Annotated in this window: 11 protein-coding genes; 5 read left to right on the forward strand and 6 right to left on the reverse strand. The window is 68.9% G+C overall.

The window, feature by feature from the left end; translation table 11 throughout:
* Position 1: 1 nt before the first annotated feature.
* The 5 genes from rfbD to COA17_RS01135 all read right to left on the reverse strand — a co-directional run bounded on the left by rfbD (position 2) and on the right by COA17_RS01135 (position 4,078).
* The gene (rfbD, locus tag COA17_RS01115; RefSeq protein ID WP_096609627.1) at positions 2–859 is read right to left on the reverse strand and encodes a dTDP-4-dehydrorhamnose reductase; all 858 of its coding nucleotides are present in this window, start codon (positions 857–859) and stop codon (positions 2–4) included.
* Positions 856–1,401 carry a dTDP-4-dehydrorhamnose 3,5-epimerase gene (gene rfbC, locus COA17_RS01120; protein WP_096609639.1) on the reverse strand — a complete coding sequence of 182 codons (546 nt, stop codon included), beginning with the start codon at positions 1,399–1,401 and terminating at the stop codon, positions 856–858. Before rfbC ends, rfbD begins: the two co-directional genes overlap by 4 nt.
* Positions 1,398–2,282 (reverse strand): glucose-1-phosphate thymidylyltransferase RfbA, encoded by an 885-nt coding sequence (gene rfbA, locus COA17_RS01125; RefSeq protein WP_066492204.1) that lies wholly within the window; start codon positions 2,280–2,282, stop codon positions 1,398–1,400. Before rfbA ends, rfbC begins: the two co-directional genes overlap by 4 nt.
* A 171-nt stretch (positions 2,283–2,453) precedes the next feature.
* A complete protein-coding gene (locus tag COA17_RS01130) occupies positions 2,454–3,644 on the reverse strand; it encodes a hypothetical protein (RefSeq protein ID WP_096609641.1) in 1,191 nt (396 codons plus the stop codon).
* Positions 3,641–4,078 carry a hypothetical protein gene (locus COA17_RS01135; protein ID WP_066492187.1) on the reverse strand — a complete coding sequence of 146 codons (438 nt, stop codon included), beginning with the start codon at positions 4,076–4,078 and terminating at the stop codon, positions 3,641–3,643. The genes COA17_RS01130 and COA17_RS01135 overlap by 4 nt, the downstream gene beginning before the upstream one ends.
* 230 nt (positions 4,079–4,308) lie before the next feature.
* On the opposite strand from COA17_RS01135, the gene COA17_RS20015 reads away from it, so the two are divergent.
* The 3 genes from COA17_RS20015 to COA17_RS01150 all read left to right on the forward strand — a co-directional run bounded on the left by COA17_RS20015 (position 4,309) and on the right by COA17_RS01150 (position 12,377).
* Positions 4,309–9,132 carry a cadherin domain-containing protein gene (locus COA17_RS20015; protein WP_141396995.1) on the forward strand — a complete coding sequence of 1,608 codons (4,824 nt, stop codon included), beginning with the start codon at positions 4,309–4,311 and terminating at the stop codon, positions 9,130–9,132.
* A 111-nt stretch (positions 9,133–9,243) separates the two neighbouring features.
* Positions 9,244–11,022 (forward strand): type I secretion system permease/ATPase, encoded by a 1,779-nt coding sequence (locus COA17_RS01145; RefSeq protein ID WP_082741120.1) that lies wholly within the window; start codon positions 9,244–9,246, stop codon positions 11,020–11,022.
* Positions 11,019–12,377, forward strand: coding sequence for an HlyD family type I secretion periplasmic adaptor subunit (locus COA17_RS01150; protein ID WP_096609645.1), 1,359 nt, complete (start codon positions 11,019–11,021; stop codon positions 12,375–12,377). The genes COA17_RS01145 and COA17_RS01150 overlap by 4 nt, the downstream gene beginning before the upstream one ends.
* Before the next feature lie 154 nt (positions 12,378–12,531).
* On the opposite strand, the gene COA17_RS01155 is transcribed toward COA17_RS01150, so the two are convergent.
* Entirely contained in the window at positions 12,532–13,833 is a 1,302-nt protein-coding gene (locus tag COA17_RS01155; protein ID WP_070321408.1) for a sugar transferase, read from the reverse strand.
* A gap of 619 nt (positions 13,834–14,452) precedes the next feature.
* Here COA17_RS01155 and COA17_RS01160 point away from each other — a divergent pair.
* Together COA17_RS01160 and COA17_RS01165 are read left to right on the forward strand one after the other, a co-directional pair.
* On the forward strand, positions 14,453–14,908 hold the full coding sequence (locus tag COA17_RS01160) for a PilZ domain-containing protein (protein ID WP_176484752.1): 456 nt from the start codon (positions 14,453–14,455) through the stop codon (positions 14,906–14,908).
* A 163-nt stretch (positions 14,909–15,071) separates the two neighbouring features.
* Positions 15,072–16,373 (forward strand): UDP-glucose dehydrogenase family protein, encoded by a 1,302-nt coding sequence (locus COA17_RS01165; RefSeq protein ID WP_096609647.1) that lies wholly within the window; start codon positions 15,072–15,074, stop codon positions 16,371–16,373.
* The last annotated feature ends 34 nt before the right edge of the window (positions 16,374–16,407 follow it).

A 16,407-nucleotide genomic window follows, 5' to 3' on the forward strand; every position in this document is an offset into this window, starting at 1 on the left:
CTCAGCCTTCCCCCGCGATCGCGGCGATCATCGTGCGCAGATTGGCGCGCCAGTGCGGGGTGGGGCCGCCCAGCGCGGTGAAGGTGCTGGTCTTGTCGAGCACCGAATAATGCGGGCGCACCGCGGGCATCGGATAGTCGGCGGTGGCGATCGGCACGACCGGGACCGCGCGATCGAGCAGGCCCGCGGCCAGCCCCTCTTCCTGGATGGCGACGGCGAAATCGTACCAGCTGGCGGCGCCAGCATCGGTGTAGTGATGCGTGCCGGTCACGCCCTTGTCGGCGAGCGTCCATAGCGCGGCGGCGAGGCCGGGGGCGTAGGTGGGGGTGCCGATCTGGTCGGCGACGACGCGGACCTCGGGCCGTTCGGCCATCACGCGCAGCATCGTGCGAACGAAATTGCCGCCGGTCGGCGCATAGACCCAGGCGGTACGCACGATCAGCGCACCGGCGCCCGCCAACTGCTCGCCCGCCAGCTTGGTGCGGCCATAAGCGCTGAGCGGCGCGGTCGGCGCGTCGGGGGCGTAGGGAACGCCCGCGCGCCCGTCGAACACGAAATCGGTGGAGACATGGACGAAGCGGGCATCATGCGCGCGCGCCGCGTCGGACAGGATGCCGGTCGCGGTCGCGTTGACCGCATGGGCCGCATCCTCGTCGCTTTCCGCCTTGTCCACCGCGGTATAGGCGGCGGCGTTGAGAATGACGTCCGGGCGCTCCGCCGCGACCAGCGCGTCCACCGCCGCGCGATCGGTGATGTCGAGCGTGTCGCGATCGTGGAGGACGAGCGTGGTGCCCACGGGCGCGCTGGCGGCCAGGCCACGTCCCAGCTGGCCGTGCGCGCCGGTGATCAGCGCCTTCATGCGAAACCCTCGATCTCGGCCAGCGGCTTGCCGACCTTGTCCTTGCCCGACAGCTGCGGCTCGATCCCCTCCAGCGGCCAGTCGATGCCCAGCGCGGGGTCGTTCCACAGCAGCGAATGTTCCGCCGACGGATCGTAGAGCGCGGTGCATTTGTAGAGGAAGTCGGTGCCGTCCTCCAGGCTGACGAAGCCGTGCGCGAAGCCCGGCGGCACCCAGAACATCCGCTTGTTTGCGGCCGACAGCTCGACGCCCACCCACTTGCCGAAATGCGGGGAGGAGCGGCGCACATCGACCGCCACGTCCCACACGCGCCCGGCCGCGACGCGGACCAGCTTGCCCTGCGGATTGGGGTTCTGGAAATGCAGCCCGCGCAGCACGCCACGCGCCGAGCGGCTGTGGTTGTCCTGCACGAACGCCACGTCCAGCCCGATCGCGCGGAACGTGTCGGCGTTCCAGCTTTCCATGAAGAAGCCGCGGTCGTCGCCGAAGACCTTCGGCTCCAGGATCAGCGGCCCCGGAATCGCCGTCTCGATCACGTTCATGCGCGCGCGCCCCGGCCCTGCAGCAGCCCCAGCAGATATTCGCCATAGCCGCTCTTGCGCAGCGGCGCGGCCAGCCGTTCGAGCTGCGCATCGTCGATGAAGCCGCGGCGCCAAGCGATCTCCTCGGGACAGCAGATCTTCAGCCCCTGCCGGTCCTCGGTGATCTGGACATATTGCGCGGCGTCGAGCAGCGAGGCGTGCGTGCCGGTATCGAGCCAGGCATAGCCGCGGCCCATGATCTCGACCGAGAGCGTGCCGGCCTCCAGATACAGGCGGTTGAGATCGGTGATCTCCAGCTCGCCGCGCGGCGACGGCTTCAGGTCGCGCGCCAGTTCCACCGCCTTGCCGTCGTAGAAATACAGGCCGGTGACCGCGTAGTTCGACTTCGGCACCGGCGGCTTTTCCTCGATCGTCTCGGCGCGCCCGTCGGCGTCGAAGGAGACGACGCCATAGGCGGTCGCGTCCTTGACATAATAGCCGAACACGGTCGCGCCATCGTCGCGCGCGCTGGCGCGGCTGAGCAGATCGACCAGCCCGTGGCCGTAGAAGATGTTGTCGCCCAGCACGAGCGCGGAGGGCGAGTCGCCGACGAAATCGGCGCCGATGTGATAGGCCTGCGCCAGGCCCGCGGGTTCGGGCTGGACGGCATAGTGAAGTTCGATGCCCAGCTCGCTGCCGTCGCCCAGCAGCGCGCGGAACGCCGCCTGATCGTGCGGGGTGGTGATGATCATGATCTCGCGGATGCCCGACAGCAGCAGCGTCGACAGCGGATAATAGATCATCGGCTTGTCATAGACGGGCATCAGCTGCTTGGAGACGCCCTTGGTCAGGGGATACAGGCGCGTGCCCGAACCGCCCGCCAGAATGATGCCCTTGCGCACAACGATCACCTCATACCCAGTATGAAGGCTCTCTAGGCGGTTGATGCGGCGCAAACAACGCCCGTGGGCGTCGGTTTTGTGCAATGCAGCGTCATCGAGGGACGATGCGCGCCGCCGATGCGATATGTCGAGGGCGGCGACCCCCGCGATCGGGGCCGCCGCCGAATCGGCCTAGCGCTGGATCGGGCGCAGCCAGGCGGTGACCGCGGCGGCGAGATGCCCGCCTGCCGCTACCGCGCCACGCGCGTTAAGGTGGATATTGTCCTGCCCGCCGTCCTTGGCGAAATGCGCGCCGCCCGCGGCCATGTCGCCGGTCGACCCCATCAACTGATAGAGGTTTGGCCCGAGCCGGATCTGCGTCGGCGAGAAACCGCCGCCCCCGGTCAGGAAGGCGTAGGAAGAGGCGAGCGCGGCGGCCAGCGTGTCGTAGCCGGCGACGTTGTTGCCGCTGGGGTTGTAGACGGATAGGCCGAGGTGCACGGTATAGCCGCGGTTGGCCAAGAAGGACGCGATGCTGTTGATCGCGCCCTGATACTGGCCGCTGGTCAGCCCGGTGTCCGACTGGCCGTTGCACAGGATCACGATCCGTTCGCGCGCGGTGCGCACCCGGCCCATCTCCTCGTGGCAGCGGCGCAGGATGCCGAACGGGTCGAACCCCGCGCGCGTCTCGGTACAGGCGCCCGGCCCGTAGCCGAAGCCGAGATAGCTGGTCGATGCGCTGACGCAGGTCCACACCGCCGATCCGTCGGACACGGTGCCGCCCACCGACGCCCCCGAAAAGTCCGGCGCGGTCGCGGCGGTGGCATGGCTGCCGATTTCGCGGATGAAATCCAGGTTCTGGTTCACCCCCGTATCGCCCGGCAGGAACGTGCCCTGGTGGAAGGCGTAGGCGCGCCGCCCGGTCGTGCACACGAACAGCTTGCCCGCCGCGACGCCATAATCGCCGGCATAGCCGCGGTCGCCGGGCACATCCGCGACGCGCTGCTGCCGGACGCCCTGCGACCGCCAGGCGGCGATGTCCAGGATCTGCCCGGCGGCATCGCGCAGCATCGACATGCTGCCGATCGAGGCGTTGACGATCTGCGGATCGTAGCCGGCGTCGAACAGATCGTCATAGAGGCGGAAATGATAGCCGCCGGTCAGCGCGCCCGCCGGCCCGACCGGGTAGCGGATCGCCGGATTGCGCTGGCTGGCGAAGGCATTGGGCCAGGCGGTGCGCGACGCGACCCCGCCGATCGCCTCGGCAGGCGATACCTGCCCGCGTTCGTTCGACTGGCCGAGCACTGCCAGCGCGATCGGCACGCGCGGCCGCTCGGTCCACGCACGGGCGGCCAGCCCGCGCGCGATGACGTCGGCGCTCATTGCGTCACCCGGTACGACAGCGTGCCCGACGTCACGGCGATGTCGAGGTAATAGGTCGCGCCCGCGACGCTTTCCTCCGCCACCGGTTCGTTGCAATTGCCCTGGAAACTGCCCCAGCCGCTGCCGCCGATCGTCATCGGCAGGCGGGTGGTGCCGCCGTCGGTGGAGCGCAGCAGCTTGACCGTGCCCGTCCAGCTTCCCATCAGCGTCAACCATATCGGGCGCCCCAGCGCGGGCGCGAACGGCCCGGCCAACGTCGCGGCGGACGCGGTGCCGGCGACCGGGGCGGTGGTGGCTGCCCCCTGCCACGCAACGGCGGTCACCGGCAGCGGATGGTCGGGATCGACGGGGGTCGCCCCGGTACCGATCGCGCCGAAACTGACGCCCAGCGCGGGCACGAAGCCCGCCGGCGCCTCGATGGATGCCATCGTCATCGCACATCTCCTGTTGTTCGCCATATGTTCTTAATCGCGATCGGGCGATGTAGGACAGGGGCGGGATCGCGGCGGGTCGCGGCCCGGCGCTGTGGGGCATGTCGACCTTTGTCGCAGGGGGTCTAACGGCTGCTTAACCACCCCCCACAGCCCTTTGGTAAATCCATAAAACTAAACGGAACTTCATCACGGTCGACCGCGCGATCGTGGGTTTACGGGAAGCTTGTCTGGTGGCGATCACGCATAATCTGTCGATCAAGGTGTCGGGGACCGAAGCATCGGGGAAGCCGGCATTCTCGGTGTTCGTCAACGGGGTGGCGGTCGCCACCAATGTCGAGGTCGGTGCCGACTACCGCCTTGGGCAGTGGAACACCTTCACCTTTTCGTATCAGAGCGATTCGGCGAACGACGATATCCGTATCGTCTACGCCAACGATCATCACGATTCGGCCACGGGACAGGATCGCAACCTGTACATCAACGAACTCGCGCTCGACGGCCGCACGTTCCAGGCCGCGCTGGCGACGGGGGCGAACGCGCATCTGGGCTATCAGGCCGGGCTGACGTCGGCGGCGCTGTTCTCGAACGGGTCGCTGTCCTTCTCGACATCGCAGTTCATGACGTCGACGCCGGGCGCGCTCCAATATCTCGGCATCGCCTATTCGGGCGCGGAATTCACCACCAACCAGCTGGCCGACTGGCACCTGCCGGTGGTGTTCCCGACCGACGCGAACCTCGATTATTACGCCAGCAAGGGCATGAACATCCTGCGCCTGCCGATCCTGTGGGAGCAGCTGCAGCCCACCAAGGGCGGCGCGTTCGACCAAGCGTATATCGACCGCATCACCCACGTCATCGATTATGCCGCGACCAAGGGCATGACGATCGTCGTCGACGTCCATAATTTCGGCCGCGCCTATGGCGAGCTGATCGGCGGGCCGGTGGTCACCAACGCCGATTTCGCGGCGATGTGGGGCGCGCTGGGCGGTGCGCTGAAGGATCGCGGCAACGTCATGCTCGGGCTGATGAACGAGCCGAACGAGCAGACCCCGGCCGACTGGCTGGCGTCCGCCAATGCGGCCATCGCGGCGATCCGCGCGGCGGGCGCGGCGCAGACGATCCTGGTCGCCGGTTCCGCATGGGACGGCGCGTACAACTGGCTGACCAGCGGCAATGCCGCCACGATCGGCAAGGGCGTGGTCGATCCGCTCGACAAATATGCGTTCGAGGTCCACCAGTATCTCGATCTCACCGCCTCGGGCGGGGTCGCCACCCCGGTCAGCGCCGATATCGGCGTGCAGCGGCTGCAGGCGATCACGCAATGGGCGCTGCAGAACAACCAGAAGCTGTTCCTGGGCGAATTCGGCGTCGGCACCGACGCCACCAGCCTGTCCGCCCTGGACAAGATGCTGACCTATATGGCGCAGCACGCCGATGCGTGGCTGGGCGGCACGTACTGGGCGGCGGGCAACAACAATTACTTCTCGATCGACCCGGTCGGCGGCAGCGACCGGCCGCAGATGAACCTGCTGGAGAAATATGCGCCGGCCCCGATCACCGCGATCGAGAATGCGACCGCGGTCACCTACACCTCCGGCAACACCACTTATTATGCCGACGGGTCTGTCGAGGTACGCTCGTTCCAGTCCGACGGCACGCTGCGCGGCAAGACGATCACCCATGTCAACGGGTCGAAGGAGACGTACGCGCTCAACATTGTCGGGCAGGCCTATACCACCGAATACAGCACCTTCGACGCAAAGGGCGCGCTGATATCGCTCACCCGCACCCAGGCCGACGGCAAGATGGTGTTCGGCAAGACGGTGAATAACGCGCTCGGGCGCACCACCTCGGACCAGTACAACACCGCCGGTCTGCTGACGACGCGCACGATCGAACAGCCCGGCGTGGTCGAGACCAAGAACTACGCCGCCGACGGCTTCACACTGTTGCGCCACATCGTCCAGCAGACCGGCGGCCTGAAGGACGTGTGGATCTACGGCATCACCGGCCAGACCTATACCCAGGCGCATGAGCAATATGCCGCCAACGGCACGCTCACCTCGCTGACGCGGATGCGGGCCGACAACAGCCTGGTCTTCACCAAGACGGTGGACCTGGCGACCGGCGCGGTCGCCACCGGATCGTACAGCAACGCCGGCGTGCTGACCTCGATGCTGATCGTGCAAGGTGCGGAGACGACGCAGAAGACCTATGCTGCCGATGGCGCGACCGTGACGCGCAGCATCCTGAACCACGCCGACGGATCGAAGGAAGTGTGGTATTACGGGCAGACCGACCCGAATTACCGCACCGTTCACGAAACCTACAACGCCGCCGGCGCGATGGTGTCGGTGGAGCGGCTGCGCGGCGATGGCAGCCTCTATTACTCGCGCGACGTGCTGTCCGACGGAAAGGTCGTCACCGTCACCAACAGCTTTACCACGGACGGGCTGCTGACCACGTCGGTGATCGGCCGGTCGGATGGCAGCATCACAACGAAGACCTTCGCCAGCGACGGGATCGCGCTGTTGCAGGACGTGACCACCACCGCCGATGGTGCGCGCGAGGTGCATCTGTACGGCGTCACGGGCGCCGCCTACACCGCCACCGGCGGCGCAAAGGCGGACGTGCTGGTTGGCGGCGCGGGGAACGACACGCTGACCGGCGGTGGCGGCAACGACACGCTGACAGGCGGTGCGGGCGTCGACACCTTCGTGTTCGCACGCGGATCGGGCAACGACACGATCACCGATTTCGGGCGCAACGGCGAGGCGGACAAGCTGGACCTGTCGGCCTATCTCACCGCCGGGCTGCGCCCGACCGTCGCCGCCAGCGGGTTGGACACGCTGCTGACCTTCACCACCGGTGAGACTATCCGGCTGACCGCGGTCGATCCGGCGCGGCTGACCGCGACCGCCACCGGCTATACCTTCACCGCGCCGGTCGCCTCGCGGCCGATCACGCTGCCCGGCGTCGTCGATTCGGCGCTGGGCACGGTGGGCGGCGTGGTCGGCGGGATCGTCACTACGCCCGTCTCCGTGGCGCTCGACCTGCGTGCGCAGAATGCGGGGCAGGCGTGGAGCTTCACCTCGGCCGCCGGGGTCAACCGCTTCGAGGTGCGCGCGGGGGATCACTGGTCGGGCGACGGCACCGCCGGCAAGGAGCGCAGCGAAACCTATGCGACCGCCAAGCTGGACCTGGGCAAGACCTATCATCTGACGTTCGACGTGATGGTGGAGGCGGGGGCCAAGAACACCGCGTCGTGGATGACGCTGATGCAGCTCCAGTCCACCTTCGATCCCGGCGACGCGCCGCACAGCCCGCCGTTCGCGCTGGAGATGGTCGGCGACAAGATGCGCATCGTGACGCGCAGCAGCGCGACGTCGATCATGGCGGTGGACGATTCGGTCTATCAGCGCCACTTCACCGACACCGCCGACATCACCCGCGGCAAATGGTATGCGTTCGACGTCACGGTCAAGTTCCTGCCCGGCGGGGACGGCCGCCTGACGGTGGTGCGCGACGGGGTGACGATCGTCGACTATACCGGGCCGCTGGGCTTCCAGGATGCGGTCGGCCCCTATCTGAAGCAGGGCGTGTACCGCGCCGACGCGCCGGAGACGATCGCGGTCAATTATCGCAACACCGCGCTGGAACTGGTGCCCAACAGCACCGCGCCGGCCCCGTCGGCGCCGTCCAACCTGACGCTGTCGGTCGCCGACGTGGCCGAGAACGGCGCCCCCGGCGCGCTGGTCGGCACCGCGGCGGCGACCGACGCGCAGGGCCGCGCGATCAGCTATTCGCTGGTCGACAGCGCCGGCGGGATGTTCGCCATCGACCCGCAGACGGGCAAGATCGTCACCGCCAAGACGCTCGATTACGAAACGCAGAAGGCCCATTCGATCACGGTGCGCGCCACCGGCAGCAACGGGCTGTTCGTGGACAAGGCCGTCACGGTCGGCGTCACCGACGTCAACGAGGCGCCGGTCAGCGTGACGCTGGCGGGCGGCAAGGTGGCGGAGAACCTGGCTGCCGGCGCGATCGTCGGCACCGTGTCGGCGATCGATCCGGAGGCGCGGACGCTGACCTATTCGCTGGTCGGCGGCACGGGCATGCCGTTCTCAATCGACGCGCGCACCGGCGTCATCACCACCACCGCCCCGCTCGATTACGAAACGCGCAGCAGCTACGCGTTGTCGGTCCGCGCGACCGATGTCGGCGGGCTGAGCACCGACAAGGCGGTGACGATCGGCGTCACCGACGTGAACGAGGCACCGGCGAACCTGACGTTGACCGGCGGGACCGTGACCGAGAACATGGCCGCTGGCACCATCGTGGGGACGGCGCGCGCGGCGGATCCGGACGGCAACACGCTGTCCTATTCGCTGGTCGGCGCCAGCGGGTTGCCGTTCGCGATCGACGCGCGCACCGGGGTCATCACCACCACCGCGCCGCTCGATTACGAAGCGCGCAACGCCTATTCGCTGACGGTGCGCGCCAGCGATCCGGGCGGGCTGAAGGTGGACAAGCTGGTCTCGATCGGCGTCACCGACGTCAACGAGGCGCCGGTCGACCTGGCGCTGGCCGGCGGCAAGGTGGCGGAAAACCTGGCGCCCGGCGCGCTGGTGGGCGTGGCGCGCGCCAGCGACCCGGAAGGGCTGGCGCTGTCCTATTCGCTGGTCAATGCCAAGGGGATGCCGTTCGCGATCGACGCGCGGACCGGGATCATCACCACCACCGCGGCGCTCGATTACGAAGGCAAGGGCAGCTACGCGCTGACCATCCGCGCGACCGATGCGGGCGGGCTGACGGTGGACAAGGCGGTGACGATCGGGGTGATCGACATGCCCGAACTGCCCAAGGGCTGGGTATCGTTCAATGCCTCGCGCGAACCGGCGCCGGACCGCAGCGGGCTGACCGATGCGCATTCGCTGGGCGGCGGCACGGGCATGGTGGCGGATGCGCACGGCGACTATACGTTCGTGGTGCCGGACCATCCCGACGGCCTGATCAAGCTGGGCGCGGACTATTTCGATCCGCATGTGATCTGACGACAAATATCGGGGAACGCGGGACAAAAGCGCGGCTGGTCAACGCTTCGCTAACCAATCCGGCCTAGCGTGTACGCACGCGCAGCCGGTGCGTGTCACGAGGTTCCCCCCATGTCGTCGATCGCCTCCCCCCGTTCCATGCGCGGCAGCGCGGACCCGATCCGCCGCGCGATCGCGCGCTGTCGCCCGCATCTGCTGGGGGCGGCGGCGTTCAGCGCGCTCGGCAACCTGCTGTACCTCACCCCGTCGCTGTTCATGCTGCAGGTGTACGACCGGGTGGTGCCCAGCGGCAGCATCCCGACGTTGGTGGCGCTGGGGGTGCTGACGCTGGCCGGGCTAGCGGCGCTGGCGGCGTTCGAATGGCTGCGCTCGCGCGTGTTGATCCGGGCCAGCGCGGCGCTGGAGGCGACGCTGGCGCGCGACACGCTGGCGGTGGCGATGAACCGCCCCGACCTGTCGCGGGTCCAGCGGGCCGAGGCGATGCGCGATTTCGACACTGTGCGCCAGGGGATCGGCAGCCCCGGCGTGCTCGCCGCGCTGGATGCCCCATGGACGCCGATCTACATCCTGGTCGCGTTCCTGCTGCACCCGGCGCTGGGGCTGATGATGATCGTCGCGGGCGCGATCCTGCTGGCGCTCGCCTGGACGAACGAGGCGATGACCGCATCGCCGATGAAGCGCGCCGGCGAGGCGGTGAGCATCGCCTACGCTCGGCAGAACCACGCCGCCGCCTTCGCCGCCGAAGCGCGCGCGCTGGGGATGGTGCAGTCGCTGGCGCTGCGCCAGGCGAGCGAACGCGGTGCGGCCAACGCGCTCCAGCTGGAGGCCAGCTTCGCCGGGAGCGCGCACGGCAGCATCATCAAGTTCTTCCGCCTGGCGGTCCAGTCCGGGTCGCTTGCGCTGGGCGCGGTGCTGGTGATCGAGGGCAGCCTGTCGGCCGGTTCGATGATCGCCGCGTCGCTGCTGATGTCGCGCGCGCTGGCGCCGATCGAGCAAGCGGTGGGCAGCTGGCGTACGATCGTGTCGTTGCGCGCCGCCTATCGCCGGTTGAGCGCCTTGTTCGACGGCGCGCCGGTGCGCGATCACACCGCGCTGCCCGCGCCGACCGGCGCGGTGCAGGTGGAACAGCTGACGGTGTGCGCGCCGCTGACGGGGCGCGTGCTGCTGAGCGAGATCGGCTTCGCGGTGGCGCCGGGGACGATCGTCGGGATCGTCGGGCACAGCGGCGCGGGCAAGTCCACGCTGCTGCGCGCGATCGCGGGCGCGGTGGCGCCGCAGGCGGGGCATGTCCGCTTCGACGGCACCTCGCGCAACGACTGGGATGCCGAGCGGCTGGCCGAGCATGTCGGGTTCGTGCCGCAGGATTCGATCCTGTTCCCCGGCACCGTGAAGGAGAACATCACCCGCTTCCGCCGTCCCAACGACGCGCAGGAGGCGATGCGGCTGGACGCGGCGGCGATCGCGGCGGCGCAGGCGATCGGCGCGCATGAGATGATCGCGCGGCTGCCGCAGGGTTACGACACGCTGCTCGACATCGGCGGGACCGGGCTGTCGGCGGGGCAGGCGCAGCAGGTAGCAATCGCGCGCGCGCTGTTCGGCGAGCCGGCGGTGCTGGTGCTGGACGAGCCGACCGCGCATCTCGATGCGGAGGCGCAGCGCGCCTTCGCCGCGCTGCTGGTGCGGATGCGCGAGGCGCGGCGGACCGTGCTGTTCGCGACGCACAGCACCGACGTGCTGGCCGGCGCCGACATGCTGCTGGCGCTGGAGGGAGGCCGGATCGCGCAGTTCGGGCCGATCGCCGGCGCCGGCGCCGAGGCCGGCCCGCGCCCCGGCAGCTTCATTTCCGCCATCACCCCGGCGTCCTATCGCCCCCGGAAGGTCAACGCATGAGCATGTCCGCCACCTTCGACCGGTTCGTATTGCCCGATGGCGATCGTACCGCGATCCACGATCCGCGGCGCGAGCTGCGCTGGGGCGCGGCGCTGGCCGGGCTGCTGGTGCTGGGCTTCGGCGGCTGGGCGGTCGCCACGCGGCTGGACGCGGCGGTGGTCAGCGGCGGCGTGGTGCGGCTGACCGACGCGCGGCAGGTGGTGCAGGCGCCGGCGGCGGGGATCATCTCGTCGCTGGACGTGCGCAACGGGATGCGGGTGCGCGCCGGGCAGCAGCTGGTCGCCTTCACCGCGAGCGAGGCGCTGGCGCAGGAGCGCTCGCTGGCGGCGCGCACGTTCGGATTGCAGGCCGAAATCGCGCGGATCGAGACCGAATTGCGCGGTGGGTCGCGAGTCGCGATGCCCGCGACGATGGGTGCGTCCTCTGAAGCCGACCGCGCATTGGCGGCGGCGGCGGTGGCGAGCGAGCAGGCGCAACTCGACACGCAACGCGCGCTGGAGGGGGCACAGGCCGCGGTATTGCGCGACCGGCGCGTGCAGGTGGGCCACCAGATCGACGGCTATCGCCAGCGGCTCGGCTCGACGCAGCGCCAGCGGGCGCTCAATGCCAGCGAACTGGACGCCTATCGCGGGTTGTTGAAGCGCGGGCTGGCGACGCGCGAGCGGGTGCTGAACCTGGAACGATCCGCCGCGGCGCTGGATGGCGACCAGGGCGAGACGGTCGCGGAGATGGCGCGGCTGCGCAACCAGGCGGGCGAGGCGCAGTTGCAGCTGACCCAGCTGCGGAGCGAGCGTGCGAATCAGAATGCCGAGCGGTTGCGCGCGGCGCAGAACGATCTGGCGGCGGTGCTGCCGCAATGGCAGGCGGCGCGCGACCAGCTGCGCCGCACCGTCGTGCGTGCGCCGTTCGCGGGCACCGTCACTGCGCTCCAGCCCGCGATGGCGGGATCGGTGGTGCCCGCGGGCGCGCGGCTGCTGGAACTGGTCCCCGCGCGCGACGCGATCGTGGTCGAGGCGAAGGTATCGGCGACCGACGCGATGGAGCTGACGCCGGGGCAGGCCGCCGAAGTGCGCGCCGCCGGATCGCGCGGCCGGCTGGCCCCGCCGCTGCACGGCACGGTCGAGCGCGTGTCCGCCGACAGCATCGAGGATGAGCGCACCGGGCAGGTGTTCTACACCGCCGCGATCCGGCTGGCCCCCGCCGAGGTGCAGCGGATGCGTCGCGACGGCGTGGCCGGGGCGCTGCGCGCCGGCACGCCGGTGGAGGTGATGATCCCGACGAAGGCGCGCAGTGCGCTGGACTATCTGGTTGGGCCGCTGCTGGCGCGGGTGTCGAAGACCTTCGCGGAGCAATGAGGGGCTGAACGCGGTGGGGATGGTGCGGGCGAGGTCCGGCACGCCCGCCGCGCCATCGTTCCGTCATGCCGGAACGAGTCCGGCATGACGGGAAGGAGCTTCGCCGAGATTTCGATTGGGTCCGGGAGGAGTGGCGGGGGATGCCCGCCAGATCCTAGAAGGCGTTGCGGTGGACGACCACGCGCAGCGTCGCGAAGATGATCGAGATGTCGCGCCAGATGCTCCAGCCGTTGAGATACTCAAGATCGGCCTGGAGGCGGTTGGTCAGATCCTCGCGCCGGTGGGTCGCGCCGCGGAAGCCGCGGACCTGCGCCAGGCCGGTCAGCCCCGGCTTGCACGCATGGCGGTGCCAGTAGCGGTTGTCGATTTCCCAGAACAACTGCGTACCCGCCAGCGAGCCGAGCGCGTGCGGGCGCGGGCCGACCAGGCTCATCGAGCCGAACACGACGTTGAACAGCTGCGGCAGCTCGTCGATGCTAGTGCTGCGGATGAAGCGGCCGACGCGGGTCACGCGGCTGTCGCTGCGCCCGGCAGAGACGTTGCCGTCGGCATCGCATTCCGCGACGTGCATGCTGCGGAACTTCAGGATTTCGAAAAAGGCGTTGCCGCGCCCGACGCGGCGCTGGCGGAAGAACACCGGCCCGCGGCTGTCCAGCTTCACCGCCAGCGCGGTCAGCAGCAGCACCGGCGCCAGCGCGATCAGCGCGGGGATGCACAGCGCCAGGTCGAAGAGCCGCTTCGTCACCCGCTGGCTGAGCGTCAGCGGGCCGCTGGCGACCAGCAAGGTGGGGTGATGCGCGACCGCGCTGATGCCGAACGCGCCGAACGACCCGATGTCGTCGACCATCACCTCGCCCAGGACGTTGGCGCCTTTCAGCATCATCGCCCAGTCGGCCCGCGCATCCGGTTCGCAGACGATCACCACGCGGTCCATGTCGCGGACCAGTTCGCCGAAACGATGCAGCGCGACCGGATCGGCCAGGTCCGGGACGATGCCGGTCGTTTCGGCATCGATCTGGATCATCCGGTCGGGCACCTGGGTGCGCGCGCGGTCGAAGATGACCATTTCGGCGAGCAGCCGGTCGTTGAGGTGGCGGTGGATGTAGCTGCCCACGGCGATTCGGAACCCGCCCAGCAGCACCGCGGACGCGACCATCGTGGTCAGCAGCATGGAGCGCGGGATGAACTGTTCACTGCGGATGAAATAGACCAGCAGGAACAGCGCCGCGAAACTGAACGCCAGCGAGCGCAGCGCAATCGAGACGCCGCCGCTGCCGCGGCGCAGCGTGCTGATCGCGAAGGCGCGCGAATTGAGCGCGGTGCCGGCATAGATCGGCAGCGTGACCGCCAGCAGCGCGACCAGCGCCGCCGGGTCCGGTTTCACGAACCATGCCACCAGGATCCCGAGCATGATCGCGGCCAGATCACCCAGCACGACCGACAGGGCCAGATGCACGCGAAGCGTCCGCGACGGGGCGCCGCGGAACAGCAGGCCTGATGACAGGGATGGCTCAGCGATCAATCGCTGCACACCATCATTCACGCGCTTCTCCCCCGACTGTCCGACCGGGACCGATTGTCCCGGTACATCGTCGCCTGCGGGCGCGGACTATAGGCACAGATCGTCAGGAAGCAACGGCCATGGCGGCCGCAGGGAAGCGAGCGGCGGTCACGCGCGGCGGAACGGCCCGCGCGCGCGACACCCCGAGCGTGCGGCGGTCAGATGACGGCGACGATGATCGCGGCCCAGCACAACAGACCGGCGGCCAGCGAGCCACCGAAGCCGAGCAGCGCCGATGCGGAAACCACATCATCGGCATGGGCAAGTTCGATCATTCATCCTCTCCGTGCGCCGTTCTGTGTCATTCTGACACGGCGCTTGCACAACTGGTCCCAAATTGGCGGGAGTCATGCAAGTGTAAAATTGGAAAAAAAGATCGTTTCGGGTATCGGGTATGGTGCGCGTGCATGATTTTACGCCCGAATCTTTTTGCCGGGCGATGCCGCTGTGAGCGGTTTGTAAACCTTCGACGGTGCATCCTGCCGCCCATGCAACGGGTGATGGGATGATGCTGATGGGTACGGCTGCTCGGCACCTGGCCGATTCGGGCGATCGTCGCGGTGCGCTGCGCGGTGAGCTGGGGCGTCCGGGGACGATCCGCCTGGACGACGGCACCGTGATCGAAACGGTGCTGGTCGACCTGACGCGCGACGGCTGTCGTCTGCACACCGCGGCGGCGATCGCGCGGGGCACCACGTTCAGCATCGGCATCGCGCATGTCGGCCTGACCCGTGCGCGTGTCGTGTGGCACGGGCCGGAGGGCTATGGCTGCGAATTCGACGCGCCGCTACCCGCGGGCGCGGTGACCGCGGCCTTCGGCGGCAGCAATATCGAACCGTTCCCCAATGCCGGCCAGTTCGCGCCGCCGCCGGTTGCGCGCAAGTGGAGCCCGCGCGCACGCCTGCTGCTGCTGCTCGCCGGGGTCGCCGGGCCGTGGGCGGCGCTGGCGCTTTTCTGGTTTCTGGTCTGACGTCCCACCCTTTCGCACCGTCTCGGCACGGCTTCGCACCGTCTCCACGCGGCGCCCGCGACGCTTGATTCCCCACCGGATCAGGTTAAGTCGCGAGCGCCGCGATCGTTTTGCGCCGCACCACGTGCGGGCGGCCTGACGGATCACAAAGAGGGAGACGTTCGTGAAGATCGCCATGATCGGGTCCGGCTATGTCGGATTGGTGTCGGGTGCCTGTTTCGCCGATTTCGGGCACGACGTCGTCTGCGTCGACAAGGACGCGAGCAAGATCGAGCGGCTGCTGGACGGCGTGATGCCGATCTACGAGCCCGGGCTCGACGAACTGGTCGCGCGCAACGTGCAGGCCGGGCGCTTGCGCTTCACGACCGAACTGGCCGAGGGCGTGGCGGGCGCCGACGCGATCTTCATCGCGGTGGGCACGCCGTCGCGGCGCGGCGACGGGCATGCCGACCTCACCTATGTCCATGCCGCCGCCAAGGAGATCGGCGAGGCGCTGACCGGCTATGCGGTGGTCGTCACCAAGTCGACCGTGCCGGTCGGCACCGGCGACGAGGTGGAGCGGATCATCCGCGAGGCCGCACCGCAGGCGCAGTTCGGCGTCGTCTCCAACCCCGAATTCCTGCGCGAAGGCGCCGCGATCGACGATTTCAAGCGCCCCGACCGGATCGTGATCGGCTCGGAGGACGACCGCGCGACCGAGGTGATGCGGCAGGTGTACCGTCCGCTGTACCTCAACGCCGCGCCGATCCTGGTCACGCGCCGCCGCACCGCGGAACTGATCAAATATGCCGGCAACGCCTTCCTGGCGACCAAGATCACCTTCATCAACGAAATCGCCGACCTGTGCGAGAAGGTGGGCGCCGACGTGAAGGACGTCAGCCGCGGCATCGGCCTCGACAATCGCATCGGGTCGAAGTTTCTTCACGCCGGCCCCGGCTATGGCGGGTCGTGCTTCCCCAAGGATACGCTGGCGCTGCTCAAGACCAGCCAGGACTATGACGCGCCGCAGCGCATCGTCGAGGCGGTGGTGGCGGTCAACGATACCCGCAAGCGCGCGATGGGGCGCAAGATCATCGCCGCGATGGGCGGCGACGTGCGCGGCAAGACCGTCGCGGTGCTGGGGCTGACGTTCAAGCCGAACACCGACGACATGCGCGATTCGCCCGCGATCGCGGTGATCCAGACGCTGCAGGACGCCGGTGCGACCGTGAAGGCCTATGACCCCGAGGGGGTCGAGCAGGCCAAGAAGGTGCTCGACAACGTCGATTATTGCGACGGGCCGTACAGCGCGATCGAGGGCGCCGACGCGCTGGCGATCGTGACCGAATGGGACGAGTTCCGCGCGCTGGACCTGGCGCGGGTCAAGTCGCTGCTGGCATCGCCGGTGCTGGTCGACCTGCGCAACATCTACATCCCGGACGAAGTGCGCGCCGCCGGTTTCGACTATACCAGCATCGGGCGCTGAGCGTGATGCGCGCCGGGGGCGAGGGAGCGACGCG

It is taken from the genome of Sphingomonas ginsenosidimutans, from assembly GCF_002374835.1.
GTDB classification, from domain to species: Bacteria; Pseudomonadota; Alphaproteobacteria; order Sphingomonadales; family Sphingomonadaceae; genus Sphingomonas; species Sphingomonas ginsenosidimutans.

What these genes read in the sequence shown, in the direction of transcription:
- COA17_RS01150 (WP_096609645.1), top strand. Translation starts at nt 11,019, where the DNA reads ATGAGCATGTCCGCCACCTTCGACCGGTTCGTATTGCCCGATGGCGAT.
- rfbC (WP_096609639.1), bottom strand. Translation starts at nt 1,401, where the DNA reads ATGAACGTGATCGAGACGGCGATTCCGGGGCCGCTGATCCTGGAGCCG.
- rfbD (WP_096609627.1), bottom strand. Translation starts at nt 859, where the DNA reads ATGAAGGCGCTGATCACCGGCGCGCACGGCCAGCTGGGACGTGGCCTG.
- COA17_RS01160 (WP_176484752.1), top strand. Translation starts at nt 14,453, where the DNA reads ATGGGTACGGCTGCTCGGCACCTGGCCGATTCGGGCGATCGTCGCGGT.
- COA17_RS01145 (WP_082741120.1), top strand. Translation starts at nt 9,244, where the DNA reads ATGTCGTCGATCGCCTCCCCCCGTTCCATGCGCGGCAGCGCGGACCCG.
- COA17_RS01135 (WP_066492187.1), bottom strand. Translation starts at nt 4,078, where the DNA reads ATGACGATGGCATCCATCGAGGCGCCGGCGGGCTTCGTGCCCGCGCTG.
- COA17_RS01130 (WP_096609641.1), bottom strand. Translation starts at nt 3,644, where the DNA reads ATGAGCGCCGACGTCATCGCGCGCGGGCTGGCCGCCCGTGCGTGGACC.